The organism is Nonlabens arenilitoris, assembly GCF_002954765.1.
GTDB lineage: Bacteria > Bacteroidota > Bacteroidia > Flavobacteriales > Flavobacteriaceae > Nonlabens > Nonlabens arenilitoris.
Genome location: NZ_MTPW01000001.1, coordinates 213,147 through 231,438, shown reverse-complemented (window position 1 = coordinate 231,438; position 18,292 = coordinate 213,147). Strand labels below are relative to the sequence as shown.

Here is an 18,292-nt window from a genome sequence, read left to right as displayed (position 1 = left end):
AATAAAACAATGATGAAGAATTATATAATTAAAATAACAGCAGTAGTAGCCATAATTGTAGGTTTTCAATCTTGTGATGATCCTATAGATTTACAGCCCATATCAGATATAGGTGCAGATGGTTTTTATTCTAATACTAATGAAGTTAACCTAGGTGTTATAGGGATCTATAATTCATTACACCTTAAACAATTAGATGAATGGGTAGTGACAGAATTACGTAGTGATAATACCCAACTTAGTTTTGATAATTCGGTAAATGCAAATGTTCCGTATAGACAATTAGATCGATTTGTTTCTAATCCTTTAAATGAATTTACAGCTAGTTATTGGAGAGCTAGTTATAAAACTATAGGTCTAAGTAACCATGTTTTAGAAAACCTAGCGGTTGTTGATGATATAGATCTGGCAGCACAATATGAAGGAGAAGCACGTTTCTTAAGAGCACATTCCTTATTTAATTTAGTAAGATTATATGGTGGTGTATTTGTAATAACTGAAAGTATTGACGCTGCTGACGCTAGAAATTTAGAACGTAAAAGTATTGAAGAGGCTTATGAAGTGATTATTGAAGATTTAGAATTTGCCTATGAAAACTTACCAGAAGAATACGGTAGTAGTGAAGTAGGTCGTGCCACAAAATGGGCTGCAGGAGCAGAATTGGGAAAAGCACTTTTAACAGAAGGTTCTGCAACTAGTGTTGCGAGGGCAGAAATAGTGTTAAGAGATGTAGCCACTTTAAGCGGTAAAATGTTACTAGATAATTATGAAGACGTATTTGATTTTAATAATGAATATAACGATGAAATTATATTTGCAGTAAGATATCAATCAGGCCTTCTAGGATTAGGCTCACCTTTTGCAAATCTTTTCTCTCCATTACAAAGTGAGAATGCTGTCATTTTTGGTGGTGGTGATGAGTTAAATGTACCTACTGAAGGTATGGAAACTTTATATGCCACAAATGACCCTAGAGCAAGAACAAATTTTGCAGTTTCTTGGGTAGACAATAGTGGGAATACTAATATAGAAAGATTTGTTAGTAAGTATAACAGTACATTTTCTAATGTTGATGATGCTCCTAATGATTGGGTAATATCAAGATATGCAGATGTAATATTACTATTGGCTGAGGCAATAAATGAAAATAATGGTGGCCCTAATACAGAGGCGATAGGTCTTGTTGATGACGTGAAATTAAGAGCAGGACAACCAGTTCTAACTTCAGCACAGACCAGCACTTACTTTGATTTTAAACTTGCATTAGAAGAAGAAAGACGTAAAGAATTTGCTTTTGAAAACCATAGATGGTTTGACCTTCTGCGCACCGGCCGTGCTGTTACCGTAATGAACAATCATTTTGCCACTGATTTTCAATACAATGATCCTAATGAACCTGCATTTAATACCCAACCTATTCAGCAGTTTCAAACTCTATTACCTATACCTCAGTATGAGATAGATTTAAATCCATCAGTTGCACAAAATGTAGGGTATTAATGAAAATTAAAGTCAATATAGTCATTTGGTTTCTTTTGTGTCTCGCTTTCGCGAAAGCGCAGACTATACCTGTTAGTGATGCAAGTGAACTTTCTCAAGCTATTAAAAATGCGCAACCGGGCGACACCATTGTAATGATCAATAAAGAATGGAAAGATGTCGAAATAAAATTTAAAGCAATAGGAACTGCACAAAAGCCTATTGTATTAAGATCGGAAACAGCAGGAAGTGTTAAGCTTACAGGGAATTCAACTTTGAGAATAGGTGGTGATTATCTAGAAGTACATGGATTATGGTTTGAAAATGGAAATGTTGGTAAAAATAATGTCGTACGCTTTGAGGCAGATAGTGATACACCTGCAACTAATTCTAGATTAACTAACAGTGCTATAATAAATGTAAATCCAGACTCTAGAGATATTACTAATTATTACATCGCTTTACATGGTAAAAATAATAGAATAGATCACTGTAGCCTTTTAGGGAAACTTAATAAAGGACCTGCAATAGCGGTACGTTTGAAGAATAGTATTGTTAATAATCACAGAATAGATCATAATTATTTTGGAGAACGTTTACCATTAGGTTTTAACGGTGGAGAAACCATTAGAATAGGTACATCTACCTATTCAAAACAATCTTCTAGAACTATTGTAGAAAACAATTTTTTTGAGAGATGTAGTGGTGAGATGGAGATAATCTCTATTAAATCTGCACACAACGTAGTGCGTAATAATTTGATACTAGAAAGTGAAGGGACAATTACTTTACGACATGGTGATTATAATATCATAGAAGGTAATGTTATTATAGGTAATAATCTCCCTAAAACAGGCGGTATCAGAATGATCAATAAAGGTAATATTATACGTAATAATATTATTATAGGAACAACAGGAAAGGACTTACGCGCTCCGATTTGTGTAATGAATGGAATACCTAATTCTGAGTTAAATGAATACGATCCAGTTGTGGATGGAATTATTCAAAACAATACAATAATAAACTGCTCTCCAGTCACGCTAGGTATAGGTTCTAGAAGTAATGCTACCGTTGCACCAGTAAATACAAAGTTTGAAAATAACTTAATCTATAATTCAAATAGAGGTTTAGCCATATTATCTGGTGATGACATCAGTGGTATTTCGATGGCTGGAAATAAGGTGAACTCCACGTTAATAGAAGATTTTAACGGTGTAGATGTTGTTGATTTTAAATTAGAAGCGGCTAATGGGATCTATATTCCAACGGCAGACAGTGATGCGTTACTAGCTGGAGTGAAAACTAGTCCCAAGGTGAGAGTAGATGCTACTGGAGCATTGAGGTCTCAACTTAGAGCAGGCGCGATTGTCCCAGGTAATTTTAAGCCAGCTATCGCATTAACTTCACAAGCAGGTGTTAGTTTTATTAAAATAGATGAACTTAGAAACTTATCAAAAGATATTGCTGTTACAGTTTTAGATGTTGAGCCAGGAGAGAAAACTCTAGAAAAAGCAATTAAGAATATGTCTGGACCTACCATTCTTAAATTGACAGAAGGAAACTATTTTATTACTAAAGCAATTAAACTTTCTCAAAACCTTACCATCATAGGGCGTGGAAATGATAAAACCTTTTTAAAAATTAGTGAAGAGGCGGATAAGGCACCTCAATACATTTTCAGATTAAATGGTGCAAACGAACTAAAGATTAAAGGAATTCATATTGATGGATATACTACGTCTGAAACGGTTAAATATGGTATTACATCTTCTAATAACCCATCAAGTGATTTATATAGTCTTTACTTAGAAGATGTCACATTTATAAATTTCAAAAATACTGATGGTGGTGCTATTTTTAAAGCATATGCAGGTACTAAAGCAGATACCATTTCAATTAAGAACTCAAGGTTTAAAGATTCTTATCGAGGACTTAATCTTTCTTATGAAAATGATGAAACTGGAAAATACAATGCAGAGCATATTAGAATAGAAAATAGCTCATTCATTGATATTGATCAGTTTGCGATAAATTATACAAGATCAGGTATCGATCCAGGTACTAGAGGTGGTCATCTTTTAATTGATCACTGTATTTTCTATAGAGTTGATGATTCAGATAAAGGAAGAATCATTAAGGTGAATGGAATTGAGAATGTTCATATTAAAAATTCTGTTATAGATAATTCTAGAGCGACCTCTAGTATCGTTCATCTTAAGGGAAACAACCATGTCATAGAAAATTGTGTAGTATTTAATAGTGGTAAAGTAAAATTGAGTGCAAATGCTCAAGAAATCAATTTAGAGCGTTTCAATCCCAAATGGGAAAACACAGAAAACTTTAAAGTTAAAAATGGATCAGGTCTTATAAACGCCGGTACTGATCAAAAAAATATAGGATTAATTAATAACGATTAAAAAGTTCAATAATGAAAAATTTGTATAAAATATTGACAGTTTTATCTGTTATGGCTGTAATACTAATAGCCTGTGATGCAGATGTAGAAATCGATCAGACTGTTGCAGAAATTAAAGCTGAACAGCCTACTATAACTGGCTTTTCGCCAGGGACAGCTGCCGTCAACTCATTAGTAGATATTGATGGTACGTTTTTAAATTTTTCAACAGAAGCATATATAGGTGAAGTTGAAGCAACAATTACATCTCGTATAACAGGTCAACGTTTACAAATTCAGGTCCCTAACAATGCTGTTTCTGGTGTTATAAAGGTGGTCACTGAGCAAGGTAAAGAAGCAGTAAGTCAACAATCTCTTACTGTAACTTATCCTATACCTACAGTAACTACAGCATTACCTGCAACTGCTGATGTCAATTCAATAATTAATATTATAGGAACTGATCTTGTTGGTGTGACAGGTGTAAACTTCGGTGGCACCGCTGGAACTATAGAGTTTCAAGAAGAACAAGCTTTAGTCGTTAGAGTACCTAATAATGTAGGTTTTGTTGATGTCGTTTTAACCTACTTAACAGCGTCTGGTGAAGCTTCAATAGTAGCTGCTACTAATTTTGAGGTTATTTTACCACAACCTACTATTGGTGGTTTTCCAGCAGTATTAACTCGTGATAATGAGGTGATTGTTACAGGACAAGATATGAACCTAATTACGGATGGTGATGTAGACGGAACACCTATTACAATTAATAGTCAGTCACCAACAGAAATTAGATTTGACGTGCCATCATCTGTGGTTACTGGCTATGTTGATGTAAATCTTAATTTTCAAGGTGGAGGAACAATAACAGAATCTGGTTTGCCTTATATCAATGGACAGTTTGAACAACTATATGAATTTGATTCAGATCCTAGTTCTGTATTTGTAGTTGATTTCAGTAAAGATCCTAATGCTGTGGCATCAATAAATGGTAATGTAGCTCCACCACCTTTCCCAGGTAATGATTACTACGCTTTAGAAATGAATACGTCAACTAGTTCAACTGTAGCTCGTGCAAAAGTTCATCAAACGTCAACAAGTCCTACTGTAGCAAATATTTTAGATTCAGGTAATTATGGTGATAATCCGGTTTTACATTTCTGGATGAATACAGAAAATACAGATATGGCATTTAAGATATATATAGGTGGTACCAGTTCTTCAAACAGAAGAAGTTTACAAGGATCAAATGCAAACACTGGTGGTAATTGGAAACTACACGCAGTGAGACTTAATGGATTCATTCCTGGTCAAACAAATATTAATAATGTACTGGAATTAAGAATTACACCAGGTAGTAGTAGTGCTACAGTACCTGCATACTTCAATTTTGACTGGTTTATAGTTACAGATCGTGTGTTAACTGAATTTGGTGCCGTAGATGTGACTGACGATTTTAATCCTGCGGGATAGAATATCAAACAAATAATATGATTCAATCTTTAATCATTTAAGATTGAATCATATCATATCGAAAGTTATTAAAGAACGACTTAAATACTTTCTACAATTATCAACTTAACCATATAAATAACAATTATGAAAACAAAATTACCTCTAATAGCAATGTTTCTAGGAATGGTTGCATTTGCTCAAAATCCAGGAGATATTATAGTTTCCGAGATTATGATAGACCCTAATGGTACTGAAAGAGAACAAGAATGGTTTGAAGTCTATAACACAACTAGTACAGCAATTGATATGAATGGATGGATTATCAATGATGAGTCTAGTAGTGGTCGTGCGCATGTTATCACATCTGCGGTGCCAGTTATGGTTCCAGCAAATGGATATGCTGTACTAGTAGCAAATGATGATCCTTTATTAAATGGTGGTATAACTAACTCTATTTATGAGTACGGTTATGATAGTCCTATAGGTGGACCAGCAACTCCTGGAGTAGGAACTAACTTTCCTACATGGAATAATGAAAGTACCTATGCTAATGGTTCCACTAATGATGATGGAATTCGTCTAGAAACCGCATCAGGAACTGTTATCGATCAGATTCTTTATGGATTTGGATATGCTGGGTTAAATGCTTGGCCAGCGATGGGAGCGGCTAGTGATGTTTCTTATCAATTAGATGCTGCAACATTAGACAGTGCATCAAATGATGTTGCCGCAAACTGGTTGCCTAGTACTGCAATATATGGTACTGACATGATGGTAGGTACACCAGGTACTGCAAATAGTAATTCTGGTGGTACACCAGCATTAGGAGCAGGAGATATAGTGATCACTGAATTAATGATAGATCCTAACGGTTCTGAAGATGAAAGGGAATATTTTGAAGTTTATAATACAACCGCGGCTTCTATAGATTTAATGGGATGGACTATTGTGGATGCTTCTTCAAGCGGTCGTGCACATGAAATCATTTTAAGTACTGTTGTTCCTGCAAATAGTTATGCAGTTCTTGCTGCTAGTGGTGATGCTACCCTTAATGGAGGAATTCCAGCAGTCGCTTATGAATATGGGTTTGATTCTCCTCCTGGTGGTACAGCAACACCTGGTGTAGGTTCTAACTTCCCTAGATTTAATAATGAATCCTCTTTTGATGATGGAACACCTAATGATAATGAAATAGATGGGATCGCTTTAGTAAGTGCTAGTGGAACTGAAATCGACAGAGTAGAGTATGATTATGGCTATGGTACAATGCCTATAGGTTTTCCTATGATGGCATTCTCTGGTGGTGGTAGTATAGAGTCTAATACTTTTGATGTAAATGCAAATGACCTTGCAACCGCATGGACTGCAGCTACAGCAACTTTTGGTACAGCTAGTCAATTAGGGACACCTGGAACACAAAACACACTTTCAGTTTCTAGTGATAATCTTGGTGCGGTTAAATTATATCCTAATCCAGCAACTAATTTCTTATCGATAGAGTTAGAAGATGAAAACTGGACCTCATTAACGATTTATAGCTTAACAGGTCAACAATTGATATCAATTAAAGAATATACATCTAGAGTAGATGTAAGTAATCTTAATACTGGTACATATTTTGTAAAAATTAATGCACATCAAGGTTCTGAAACCATCCAGTTCCTAGTGAAGTAACATGAAGCAAATATTTATATTAATAGCAGCCTTATCCATGCTTTTTAAGCAAGATAGGGCTGTTGATGTAGTAACACAATTACAAGCTGATCGTTCAAAAAAGACTTATGAACTCATTAATAGTGTGTTGTCTCCTGGACATAATGTAGTTGAAGTTAGTGATTGCAGTCATCCCAGTTTTGGGGACCACATTACTCAACAGTATGATGATTCTCTAGAGAAAGATGTGTTTGTTTTTCATGCTCATGTTGAAAAGGATACAGATCGATGTAAGAAATTTGATCGCTCGCGTACTGAAATTAAGACTTATGGAAAATCTCCAGAACAGGTTCTAGGAACTTCAGGAGAAACGCATATTTACACCTGGTTATTTAAGTTAGATAAAAATTTTCAAGCATCATCTGGATTTACTCATATACATCAAATTAAGGCCGTCGGTGGACCAGAAGATAAGATGCCTACACTGACATACACTCTGAGAGATAAGAACGATAAAAAGAGTTTTGATATCCGATTTTCTAAATTTCTAACTCAAGAGTCTATTGCAAGTACTGATTTAGAACCTTTCTTAGGTGAATGGATTATGGTTAAGGAAATTATTACTTATGGAGAAGAAGGGAAGCTAGAAGTTACGCTTTCGCGAAAGCGAGATCAAAAAGAACTCTTATCTTATACAGGAAATTTAAGAATGTGGAAGACAAAAGCGCAGTTCTTAAGACCCAAATGGGGAATTTATCGCAGTTTAAAACACGCTGGTCAATTGAGAGATGAGCAAGTACTTTTTGCAGATTTTGAAATAACGCAGTTGTAGAAAACTACCTGTATTTGAATTATACAGGAATTATATTAAATTAAAAAAGATGAAAAAAATTGCATTATTAATACTTGCTATGATACTTATTACCTCATGTAATAGCGAGGAAGAAACACCAGAACGCATTGAAATTGTTGTGCCTAATGAGCCAGATCCAGCAGCTTCAAGTTTTGATTTTTCTAATTGGAAAGTGACAGTGCCATTTGATAATAATAATGATGGTAGTCCAGATGAATTTTCTCCATCTCAAATTAACGATGGCGGTTATCGCAACATAAGTGCATTAGATGGTTTTATGTATGATGATGAAGATGGTAACGGAATCATTTTTTATACGCAATTTGACCCTAATGGTGCTACCACCGCAAATAGCTCTTATCCACGTACAGAATTAAGAGAATTGATTAATCCATCTAATTCTAGATATAACTGGAGTTTAAGTGATGGTGGAATTTTAAAAGTACGCATGCAGGTACTGGAAGCGTCTGATAATACAGGAACTGGCAGTCTAACCAAAGACCGTTTTATTATGGCGCAAATTCATGGAATTATAAAACCGTCAGACCTTGCTAGATTGAACTTATCAAGTGATTCTGCTCCGCCATTATTGAAATTGCAGTGGCGCGATGGAAATCTATTTGCTTATAAAAAAACGCTAGAAGATGATAGCTTATCGGGAGATAATATCATCACAAGAGACAGTAATGTTTGGGGAGATATATCTCATAATTTTGGACTGGTAGGTTATGACCCTTTTGATTTAGAAATTAGAGCCTCGACAGGACGTCTAGAGGTCATTGTAAATGGTCAATCACACGTATTTCAAGATATAAGTTTAGCAAAATGGCCTTTTGATAATTATTTTAAAGCAGGTAACTATATACAAACGACAGATCCAGCTGGATATTCAAAGGTAAAATTGTACAGTATAGAAGTATCCCATTAATACACGATTATCGTACTGTAAAAGAATCTTTACACACAATTCCAACCTCTTACAGGTTGGAATTGCTGTTTATAAAAGGCATATTTGTTTCTATAATTTACATATATGAGCGCCTTTATTCATGATGATTTTTTATTGCAAAGTGATTTTGCAAAACGTCTCTATCACAACTTTGCAAAAGAATTACCTATTATAGATTATCACAATCATTTGTCTCCTAAAGATATTGCCACTAATCGGCAATATGAGAACTGTACCCAAGTATGGCTGGCTGGCGACCATTATAAATGGCGTGCTATGCGAGCACTAGGGATTAATGAAAAGTACATTACTGGAAACGCTACAGATGAAGAAAAGTTTCATAAATGGGCTAGTGCAGTTCCTTATACGGTTAGAAATCCTTTGTACCACTGGTCACATTTAGAATTGCAACGTTATTTTGGAATTGCAGATTTATTAACAGAAAGTAACGCCGCAGCCGTTTATCAAAAAACAAATGAATTACTACAACAGTCATCTCATAGTACAATAGGCTTATTACAGCAGCAAAATGTAGAGTTATTGTGCACTACTGATGACCCTATCGATAGTCTAGAATATCACAACAGTATTAAATCTCAAACATTATCACCTAAAGTCCTACCTACATTTAGACCAGATAAGGCTTTTGGGGTAGTTGATGCTGTCAGTTATAATGCTTATCTAAGTAAATTAGAAGAAGTAACTGGTAACAATATTGATGATTATGATGCACTATTAGTCGCACTAGAAAACCGCGTAGACTATTTTCACCAGAATGGTTGCCGTCTCGCAGATTATGGATTGGAACAAATTTACCACAGCACAACTGCAGATTTTAATCTGGATTCTTTGTTTCAAAATGTTAGAAACGGCAAGCAATTATCTGTTGCACAAGTACAATACTTTGCAGGTAAAGTGATGCTAGAATTAAGTAAAATGTACCACAAACGTAAATGGACGCAACAGTTTCATGTAGGTGCAATTAGAAACAATAATAAAAGATTGTTATCGCAATTAGGTCCTGACACTGGTTTTGACTCTATAGGTGATTTTTCTCATGCGGTGTCTATAAGTGGTTATTTGAACGAACTGGATAGTACTGATCAACTGGCAAAAACCATAATCTACAATCTCAATCCTGCAGACAATGAAATGATTGCAACTATGGTCGGTAATTTTAATGATGGTACGATACGAGGTAAGGTGCAATATGGTGCAGCGTGGTGGTTTTTAGATCAAAAAGATGGCATGGAAAAACAGCTCAATACAATTTCTAGTCTTGGTGTTTTAAGCACTTTTGTAGGTATGTTGACAGACTCACGTAGCCTTTTAAGTTTTCCACGTCATGAGTATTTTCGTCGCATCTTGTGCAATTTATTAGGCAATGATGTTGTCCATGGAGAACTTCCCGCAGATGAGCAGTGGCTAGGGAAAATTGTAAGTGATATATGCTATCACAATGCTGTGAATTACTTTGAGTTTGATAATTAGTACGCTTTCGCGAAAGCGTAACATCACAAAAAAAACCTGCTATTAATCGATAGCAGGTTTTTTTATTGAATATTGAAATAGTCGACTAGTCCATTAAATCAAATGCTCTAGGTAACCATAAGGTAATATCTTCAAAATAAGTAACCATAACTAGAACAGCAATCATCGCTACAAATAATGGTAGCATAGGACGTATGACTTTCTGTATTTTGAGATCTGCAACACTGCAACCTACAAAGAGTACAGATCCTACAGGTGGCGTACATAGTCCTATACACAGGTTCATAATCATAATAACTCCAAAGTGGATAGGATCCATTCCCATTGCTGTTACGATAGGTAAGAAAATAGGAGTGAAGATGAGTACCGCAGGCGTCATGTCCATAAAAATCCCTACAAATAATAAAATAAGATTGATTAATATTAAGATGATGATAGGATTATCACTAATTCCTAAAAGTGCATCACTTATTTCTTGTGGAATGTTTTCATAGGACATTACCCAACTCATGGCTATAGAAGTAGCAATTAATAATAGTACAATTGAGCTAGTTTTAATGGTTTCTAGTAGAATAGGTGATAAGTCCTTTAACTTGATCTCTTTATAAACAAAACCTAGTACAAGCGTATATATTACAGCAACTCCACTAGCTTCAGTCGCGGTAAATATTCCACCTACAATACCACCTATGACTACAACAAGTAGCATTAAACTAGGTAGCGCATCAAAAAATCTTTTTATAAACACTTTTACACTTACCAGCTTATCAGTTGGATATTTTTTGATGATAGAATAAATAGCTGCAACAATCATTAAAGCTAGACCTAATAGTAAACCTGGAACATATCCTGCGATAAATAAGGCAGCGATAGAAACTCCACCACTAGCAAGAGAATAAACAATTAATACATTACTAGGTGGGATTATTAAACCAGTCGTTGCACTTGTGATATTTACGGCAGCACTAAATGGTTTACTATATCCATCTTTTTCCATCATAGGATTCATAAATCCACCTATGGCGCTTGCAGCAGCCACAGCACTACCTGATATCGCTCCAAAAAGCATGCAAGAAATAATATTTACAAAGGCAAGACCACCAGGTAATGGACCTACGATAGCCTTGGCAAAATTGATAAGTCGTACAGCGATACCACCACGATTCATAATCTGACCAGCAAGAATAAAGAAAGGTATAGCACTTAAGGTAAAACTATCTAATGATGTCGCCATACGTTGCGCCATTGTGGTCACCGATGGAAGAAATGGCATGGAATAAACCAGTGTAATAAAACCGGCAAGACCTATAGCATAGGCAATAGGTACACGCAATGATAAAAACACTAAAAAGCTCAATACTAGTATTAAAATTTCTATATAATTCATGATTTAAGCTTTAGAAGAGATTACTTTTTTAAAAAATGTGTCGATACTGAAATAGCAAATCAATATGCCGGCTAGTGGAACGACTAAATAGACAAATCCTAGCGGTATACCTAGTGAAGCTGACTTTTGTTCAAATTGAAAACTAAGTTGGCATAATCTCCAGCCACCTATAATCATAACAAAAAATCCAAAAGAAAAAACGCATAAGTGAACAAAGCCGTCAAAAAGTCTGGTGTTTTTTTCAACTAGCTTTTCAGGTATAAGGTCAATGGCTAGATGTAAATGTTGACCAGTGGCATATGCAGCACCTAATAACCCTACCCAAATGAGTGAGTAGCTAGAAATTTCATCAGTTATTGTACTAGGAGACTGTAATATAAAACGAGCTATTACTTGCCATACCACAGCAAATAGCATTATAGTGAGTAGTAAAAGGCATAATTTGCCTAAAATAGAATCTATCGTCTTTCTCATGATTAATTGTTTTGAATCGATTGGATTAATGCACCTAGTAATGGATCTTTTTTAAACTCGTTGACTAGTTCAACAGTAGCATCTTGAAATGGTTTCTTATCAGGATAAAACACTTGAACGCCGCTTTCTACTGCTTTTTCCAAACATTCTTTTTCAGATTGTTCCCATAATTTACGTTGTGCAATTTTAGATTCTTCAACAGCTTGATTCAACCATTTTTTTTCTTGATCGCTCAATCGTTTTAATGTTTCTGTTCCTATAACTAACACGTCAGGTACAGAAGTATGCTCGTCAAGACTTAGAAATTTACAAACCTCATAGTGTTTAGATGTGAAGTAACTTGGTATATTATTTTCGGCACCGCTTACCACGCCTTGCTGTAATGCTGTATATAATTCTCCATAAGAAATAGGAGTAGGAGCACCACCTAAATCGTTAATCATAGCAATAGCCATATTACTTTTCATTACACGTATCTTCATGTCTTTAATATCATCTGGTGAGTTAATAGGTGTCGATTTTGTATAAAAACTACGGCTACCAGCATCATAAAAAGTTAATCCTTCTAGATTAAACTTATTACCTTGAGATAAGATCCCTTTACCTACTTTACCATCGTATATATCATGCATATGATTCTTATCTCTAAATAGATATGGAATACTGAATACCTTATATTCTGGTATAAAGTTTTCAAGAACTCCAGCACTTACTTTTGCTATATCTAGACTACCTATTTGTAATAACTCGATACTCTCTCGCTCACCACCTAGTTGGCCATTAGGATATATTTGTACCTTTAACTTTCCTTCAGATATTCTTTCTAAGCTTTCACCTAGCACTACCATTCCGTTATGTACAGGATGTTGTGTGTCTACACTATGTGCAAGTCTTAAGGTTTTTGTTGATTGAATTTCAGCACAGCTATTACTAAGGATAGCTGCTAGAAATAAAAATATGATATGTTTAATTTTCATATAAGTTGGTTATTGAATTGTAATAGGTGAATTGATCATTTTTGTAGATTGTTCTAAAAGTTTTTCAAAACCTTCAATCGTCTTGAATTGTGTGTCACTTGCTTCCCAACCGCTCATAAAATAGAAGTTGTGATTTTTTCCATTACCTAGATTTAAAAGATGTGTATTTGTGATTCCATCGCCATTGATAGGTGCAGGGTAACTAGTTACATTTTTATTGTTTGTAATGATAGCCATACCTAAATTATCATCGTTTTCTGATTGTTTACCATAAGAGAATAAAGTCTTTTCTCCTTTACTATTATCTATGGTATCAAAACTATTCTCTTTTAAATCTACGATACCGGTAACTAATTCTATTCCATTGAGAACACCATGGACTTCTATATCACTTTTATAAAACCAGTCACCTCGCTCAATGGTTATGGTATGAACGATATGATAGGATTGATCGCCTATGGGTTCATCTAAGTAGGTCATTTTAAAAATAGCTCTTGCCGGACCTTCAGCTATGGCTTCAAATCGAGTGCCGTTCCAGCCAGTAAGTCTGTACAATGAATCTTGATGTTTAAAAGCGATGGATCCAGCACCTAGAGAGTTTCCTACTTTTAGAATATCCATTCCCCAATCAGCTTTCTCGTGATAGTTGGTGCTTAATCCTTGTTTGTGTAAGGTTGGTTCTTCAGTAGTTTTACCAAAAATGTCTATGCCATTGCGAGGATCAAAATACATGCGGAATCCCACTTTGTCATTCTCCCATGATGGTCCTTCCATTTGAAAGAACAACGAGTCCTTTTCTCTTGGATCATAACTACGTGTATATTTATGGACTTCAGTAGCTTCTGGCTTAGCTTTTCCTACTCCAAAATGGACATCCGTCATTTTAGAGAATTGTGGTTGTTTTTGTCCTGCTTTCGCGGAAGCGGAAACGATAACTTTCTTCTCTTCATTAGGAGTAAAGTCTACTGCCATAGCTATTTCATCCCATATGTGATCTTGGTTCAAATCATCTAGTTGATATGGAATAGGCGTTCCTGAAGTATCTTTAAGAATTAGCACGTGGCGTTCATCAAAATCAGGTAGTTTTTCTAAAAGCTGTTTTTTAGAGATGACCACAACCTCAGTTCTTGCGATATCGATTTCGTTATGGAGCATAAAAAAAGCATCTTCCTTCTTCTCATCACAACTGATGAAAAGAACTGAAAATGCACCTAGGAGTATGGTTAAGTATCTCATTTAATCTTCGTTTGATGGTTTACCTATAGTGGCAAGAATACCACCATCTACATATAAAATATGACCGTTTACAAAATCACTTGCTTTTGAAGATAGAAAAATTGCTGCACCTGCAAGATCATCTGGATCACCCCATTTTGCTGCTGGCGTGCGGTTGACGATAAAGTCATTAAATGGATGACCATCTACACGTATAGGTGCGGTTTGTGTTGTGGCAAAATATCCTGGGCCTATTCCGTTAACTTGGATATTATGTTTAGCCCATTCTGTAGCCATGTTTTTAGTAAGCATGACCAGTCCACCTTTTGCAGCAGCATAAGCACCTACGGTATTTCTACCTAGCTGACTCATCATAGAACAAATGTTGATGATCTTGCCAGCTTTACGTTCCATCATGCCTTTTACAACGTGCTTAGAAACAATGAAAGGGCTCACTAAATCAATGTTCACAACTTGTTTGAACTCTTCCACATCCATATCTACTAGTGGAACTCTTTTAATGATCCCAGCATTATTGATAAGAATATCTATAGGACCTACTTCAGATTCTATTTTACTAATGGCGGTAATAACGGCTTTTTCATCAGAGACATTAAATTTGTAACCTACAGCATTGATTCCAGCTTCTTTATAATGCGCAACGGCATCATCTATTTTTTGCTGTGATGAATTTCCATTTACTATAATAGTAGCTCCAGCAAGTCCTAATCCATGTGCCATAGACATACCTAGCCCGTGTGTACTACCGGTAATCAGTGCTATTTTACCTTTAATATCAAATAGATTCATAGCTATTTATTTAAGGTCTGTAATTTTTGCAACGTCCATATCATTATAATCCAGATTCTCTCCAGCCATTCCCCATATAAAGGTATAGTTAGAAGTTCCAGAACCTGAGTGAATAGACCATGGTGGAGAAATTACTGCCTGATGGTTATGTATCCATATATGACGTGTTTCTTGAGGTTGTCCCATAAAGTGACACACGGCTTGATCTTGTGGTACATCTAGATAAAAGTAAACTTCCATTCTACGATCATGGACGTGCGCAGGCATGGTGTTCCATACACTACCTACTTTAAGTTCTGTCATTCCCATTTGTAGTTGACATGTAGTGATGATTCCACCTATAATCATTTGAGAAACGGTTCTATGATTTGCCGTTTCTAAACTTCCTAATTCTATTTTATTAGCCTCGGCAAGACTAGTTTTTTGAGTAGGATAAGAAGCGTGTGCTGGAGCAGAATTAATATAGAATTTTGCTGGATCACTATTATTCACACTATGGAATACCACGTTTTTTGCACCCATTCCTATGTATAAAGCGTCTTTATGAGCAAGTTCATAGGTTGTTCCATCTACTTCTATTTTGCCAGCGGCACCAACATTAATAATTCCCATCTCGCGACGGTCCAGAAAGTTTTCGGACTTTAATGGGGCAATAGACTCTAGCTTTAATGGTAGAGTAGGTACTGCACCACCAGCGATATAACGGTCATAATGTGTGTATACTAGATTGATTTCACCTGCTACCATAGGTTTATCAATTAAAAATTTATCTCTTAATTGAGTTGTGTTATATGTTTTTACCGTTTCTGGGCTATTTGCATAACGTGTTTCAAATTTTGTAGACATGATGTATGTTTTATGCTTGAGTAATATATCAAGCCGTTAGTTATTATTGTTAAGCTAGTGATCTTCTTATCCCTAATTCGAGTCCTCTCAATTCTGCTAGACCACGCAAGCGGCCTATACCAGAGTAACCTGGATTAGTTTTTTTATTCAAATCATCTAGCATTTTATGACCGTGGTCTGGACGGAATGGCATGCGTGTATCTTTACGTCCTGCTTTTTTGCGTTTTTCTTGTTCTATAACTAGAGCCTTCATAACTGTATACATATCCACATCACCATCGAGATGATCTGCCTCATGAAAATTACCAAATTCATCACGTTTTGTGGCTCTTAAATGAATAAAATGAATACGAGAGCCTAATCGCTCTACCATACCAGAGAGATCATTATCTGCTCGCACACCGAATGATCCAGTACAAAACGTCAATCCATTATTAGGACTATCTACTGCGGTATATAAATTAATGATGTCCTGCTCTGTACTTACCACACGTGGTAAACCTAGAATAGGAAAAGGTGGATCATCTGGATGGATGCACATTAAAACGCCAGCTTTCTCAGCTGTTGGGATAATCTCAGATAAGAAATAAAAGAGGTTTTGTTTTAATTCTGTCGGTCCTATGTTTTTATAAGTAGCTAGAATAGTATTGAATTCTTCTAGTGTATAACCTTCTTCTGCACCTGGTAAACCAGCAATAATATTGCGCACTAGTTTTTCTTGATCTGCTACACTTGCATTTTTTAAATAGTTTGCTGCGTCTTGTTTTTGTATGGTCGTATAATCATTCTCAGCTCCAGGTCTTTTCAATAAATACAACTCAAAAGCTGCAAATGCTGCCGCTTCAAAACGTAATGCCATAGAACCGTCAGATACTTCATAATCTAGATTAGTACGTGTCCAATCTAGCACTGGCATAAAATTATAGCACACGATATCTATACCACACTGACCTAAATTAATGAGTGTGTTTTTATAATTATGGATGTAGGTTTGATAATCTCCAGACTTTGTTTTGATATTCTCATGAATAGGTACACTTTCTACAACAGACCATGATAATCCTGCGGCTTCTATTTCATTTTTACGAGTTATTATTTCATCAACAGGCCATTCTTGTCCATTGGGTATGTGATGTAGGGCACTTACTATACCAGTAGCGCCAGCTTGTTTGATATCGTTAAGTGAAACAGGATCGTTAGGTCCGTACCATCTCCATGTTTGTTCTAGACTCATTTTTTATTGTTATTACACTGTCTTACCACAATAAATGTGATATTAACTTCTTTTTATTACGCTTTCGCGAAAGCGAGACAAAAAAACTCACTTACTATTATAAATTAAACACCACTATAAGCACTGAATCCACCATCTATAGGGACCACAATTCCTGTGATAAAAGCGGCGCCATCATCACATAACCAGTTCACTGTACTTATTAGATCGTCTGGCATGCCGTAACGTCCCATAGGCGTCTGATCGATAATTTGCTTACCACGAGGCGTTGCAGATCCATCTTCATTAGTCAACAACGCACGATTTTGATCAGTAAGGAAAAATCCTGGTGCGATTGCATTAACACGTATACCTACTTTAGAAAAATGTACGGCTAGCCATTGTGTAAAATTAGAAACAGCAGCTTTTGCACCGCTGTATGCTGGGATTTTAGTTAATGGCGTAAATGCATTCATAGATGAAATATTGAGCACGCTACAACCATCACGACCTATCATATCTACTGCAAAGACTTGAGTAGGTATTAGTGTACCTAGAAAGTTAAGGTTGAATGTGAACTCGATTCCTTTGGGATCTAAATCAAAAAAAGTCTTAAAATCATCAGTTTGATTATCTAGATCTTCTATTTCAAAAAATGGATTGCTGGTTGTTCCTTTAGGATGGTTACCACCTGCGCCATTAATTAATATGTCAACTTTTCCATATTTGGAATTGATTTCTTGCTTTGCAGTTTTAAGAGATTCTTTCTCTAATACATTTGCCGCTACACCTATGGCATTTCCACCGTTGTCGTTAATATTTTGGGCAACAGCAACTGCTGCTTCTTTTCTCAAATCTAATACTGCAATTTGATGACCTTGTTTTGCAAGCGCAATTGCCATGGTGCTGCACAAAACGCCGCCGGCACCTGTTAAAACTATAGTTTTTGCCATAATTAGGTTTGTTTTTTTAGAATCTTTCAAAATTGGTTGACCAAATATGGGAAATTATCTTCTATAACTTTCTAATTATGTCATGGGAATAATTCAGAATAGGGAGAAAAGAGTACAAATTATTGATTTACATAGATTTATT

General features: G+C 35.6%; 15 protein-coding genes. 7 read left to right on the top strand and 8 right to left on the bottom strand.

The features are described from left to right. The first annotated feature begins 9 nt into the window (after positions 1–9). The 7 genes from BST92_RS00985 (at position 10) to uxaC (ending at position 10,275) form a co-directional block, all read left to right on the top strand. Positions 10–1,500, top strand: coding sequence for a RagB/SusD family nutrient uptake outer membrane protein (locus BST92_RS00985; protein ID WP_146105073.1), 1,491 nt, complete (start codon positions 10–12; stop codon positions 1,498–1,500). Further along, the gene (locus BST92_RS00980; protein WP_105069779.1) at positions 1,500–3,899 is read left to right on the top strand and encodes a polysaccharide lyase 6 family protein; all 2,400 of its coding nucleotides are present in this window, start codon (positions 1,500–1,502) and stop codon (positions 3,897–3,899) included. The genes BST92_RS00985 and BST92_RS00980 overlap by 1 nt, the downstream gene beginning before the upstream one ends. A gap of 11 nt (positions 3,900–3,910) precedes the next feature. Beyond that, positions 3,911–5,347, top strand: a complete 1,437-nt coding sequence (locus BST92_RS00975) for an IPT/TIG domain-containing protein (protein ID WP_146105072.1) — start codon at positions 3,911–3,913, stop codon at positions 5,345–5,347. A 126-nt stretch (positions 5,348–5,473) separates the two neighbouring features. Continuing rightward, on the top strand, positions 5,474–7,003 hold the full coding sequence (locus tag BST92_RS00970; protein WP_105069777.1) for a lamin tail domain-containing protein: 1,530 nt from the start codon (positions 5,474–5,476) through the stop codon (positions 7,001–7,003). A 1-nt stretch (position 7,004) separates the two neighbouring features. Beyond that, a complete protein-coding gene (locus BST92_RS00965; protein ID WP_146105071.1) occupies positions 7,005–7,814 on the top strand; it encodes a fibronectin type III in 810 nt (269 codons plus the stop codon). Between the two features lie 49 nt (positions 7,815–7,863). Beyond that, positions 7,864–8,763 carry a polysaccharide lyase family 7 protein gene (locus BST92_RS00960; RefSeq protein WP_105069775.1) on the top strand — a complete coding sequence of 300 codons (900 nt, stop codon included), beginning with the start codon at positions 7,864–7,866 and terminating at the stop codon, positions 8,761–8,763. Positions 8,764–8,868: 105 nt separating this feature from the next. After that, complete coding sequence (uxaC, locus tag BST92_RS00955; protein WP_105069774.1) at positions 8,869–10,275, top strand: glucuronate isomerase; 1,407 nt, start codon at positions 8,869–8,871, stop codon at positions 10,273–10,275. An 85-nt stretch (positions 10,276–10,360) separates the two neighbouring features. Here the strand turns inward: uxaC and BST92_RS00950 are convergent, their stop codons facing one another. The 8 genes from BST92_RS00950 to BST92_RS00915 all read right to left on the bottom strand — a co-directional run bounded on the left by BST92_RS00950 (position 10,361) and on the right by BST92_RS00915 (position 18,150). After that, positions 10,361–11,662 carry a TRAP transporter large permease gene (locus BST92_RS00950; protein ID WP_105069773.1) on the bottom strand — a complete coding sequence of 434 codons (1,302 nt, stop codon included), beginning with the start codon at positions 11,660–11,662 and terminating at the stop codon, positions 10,361–10,363. A gap of 3 nt (positions 11,663–11,665) precedes the next feature. Beyond that, a complete protein-coding gene (locus BST92_RS00945) occupies positions 11,666–12,136 on the bottom strand; it encodes a TRAP transporter small permease (RefSeq protein ID WP_105069772.1) in 471 nt (156 codons plus the stop codon). A gap of 2 nt (positions 12,137–12,138) precedes the next feature. After that, entirely contained in the window at positions 12,139–13,113 is a 975-nt protein-coding gene (locus tag BST92_RS00940) for a TRAP transporter substrate-binding protein (RefSeq protein ID WP_105069771.1), read from the bottom strand. Positions 13,114–13,122: 9 nt separating this feature from the next. After that, positions 13,123–14,349 carry a DUF4861 domain-containing protein gene (locus BST92_RS00935; protein ID WP_105069770.1) on the bottom strand — a complete coding sequence of 409 codons (1,227 nt, stop codon included), beginning with the start codon at positions 14,347–14,349 and terminating at the stop codon, positions 13,123–13,125. Continuing rightward, entirely contained in the window at positions 14,350–15,138 is a 789-nt protein-coding gene (locus BST92_RS00930) for a gluconate 5-dehydrogenase (protein ID WP_105069769.1), read from the bottom strand. A gap of 6 nt (positions 15,139–15,144) precedes the next feature. After that, positions 15,145–15,984 (bottom strand): 5-dehydro-4-deoxy-D-glucuronate isomerase, encoded by an 840-nt coding sequence (gene kduI / locus BST92_RS00925; RefSeq protein WP_105069768.1) that lies wholly within the window; start codon positions 15,982–15,984, stop codon positions 15,145–15,147. Positions 15,985–16,033: 49 nt separating this feature from the next. Next, positions 16,034–17,218 (bottom strand): mannonate dehydratase, encoded by a 1,185-nt coding sequence (gene uxuA / locus BST92_RS00920; RefSeq protein WP_105069767.1) that lies wholly within the window; start codon positions 17,216–17,218, stop codon positions 16,034–16,036. A gap of 104 nt (positions 17,219–17,322) precedes the next feature. After that, a complete protein-coding gene (locus BST92_RS00915; protein ID WP_105069766.1) occupies positions 17,323–18,150 on the bottom strand; it encodes an SDR family oxidoreductase in 828 nt (275 codons plus the stop codon). Positions 18,151–18,292 lie beyond the last annotated feature (142 nt).

Excerpts from the sequence above, each read along its gene's own strand:
- BST92_RS00945 (WP_105069772.1), bottom strand. The coding sequence starts at position 12,136 with ATGAGAAAGACGATAGATTCTATTTTAGGCAAATTATGCCTTTTACTA.
- kduI (WP_105069768.1), bottom strand. The coding sequence starts at position 15,984 with ATGTCTACAAAATTTGAAACACGTTATGCAAATAGCCCAGAAACGGTA.
- BST92_RS00930 (WP_105069769.1), bottom strand. The coding sequence starts at position 15,138 with ATGAATCTATTTGATATTAAAGGTAAAATAGCACTGATTACCGGTAGT.
- uxuA (WP_105069767.1), bottom strand. The coding sequence starts at position 17,218 with ATGAGTCTAGAACAAACATGGAGATGGTACGGACCTAACGATCCTGTT.
- BST92_RS00980 (WP_105069779.1), top strand. The coding sequence starts at position 1,500 with ATGAAAATTAAAGTCAATATAGTCATTTGGTTTCTTTTGTGTCTCGCT.
- BST92_RS00970 (WP_105069777.1), top strand. The coding sequence starts at position 5,474 with ATGAAAACAAAATTACCTCTAATAGCAATGTTTCTAGGAATGGTTGCA.
- BST92_RS00950 (WP_105069773.1), bottom strand. The coding sequence starts at position 11,662 with ATGAATTATATAGAAATTTTAATACTAGTATTGAGCTTTTTAGTGTTT.
- BST92_RS00960 (WP_105069775.1), top strand. The coding sequence starts at position 7,864 with ATGAAAAAAATTGCATTATTAATACTTGCTATGATACTTATTACCTCA.
- uxaC (WP_105069774.1), top strand. The coding sequence starts at position 8,869 with ATGAGCGCCTTTATTCATGATGATTTTTTATTGCAAAGTGATTTTGCA.
- BST92_RS00935 (WP_105069770.1), bottom strand. The coding sequence starts at position 14,349 with ATGAGATACTTAACCATACTCCTAGGTGCATTTTCAGTTCTTTTCATC.
- BST92_RS00915 (WP_105069766.1), bottom strand. The coding sequence starts at position 18,150 with ATGGCAAAAACTATAGTTTTAACAGGTGCCGGCGGCGTTTTGTGCAGC.
- BST92_RS00965 (WP_146105071.1), top strand. The coding sequence starts at position 7,005 with ATGAAGCAAATATTTATATTAATAGCAGCCTTATCCATGCTTTTTAAG.
- BST92_RS00940 (WP_105069771.1), bottom strand. The coding sequence starts at position 13,113 with ATGAAAATTAAACATATCATATTTTTATTTCTAGCAGCTATCCTTAGT.
- BST92_RS00975 (WP_146105072.1), top strand. The coding sequence starts at position 3,911 with ATGAAAAATTTGTATAAAATATTGACAGTTTTATCTGTTATGGCTGTA.
- BST92_RS00985 (WP_146105073.1), top strand. The coding sequence starts at position 10 with ATGATGAAGAATTATATAATTAAAATAACAGCAGTAGTAGCCATAATT.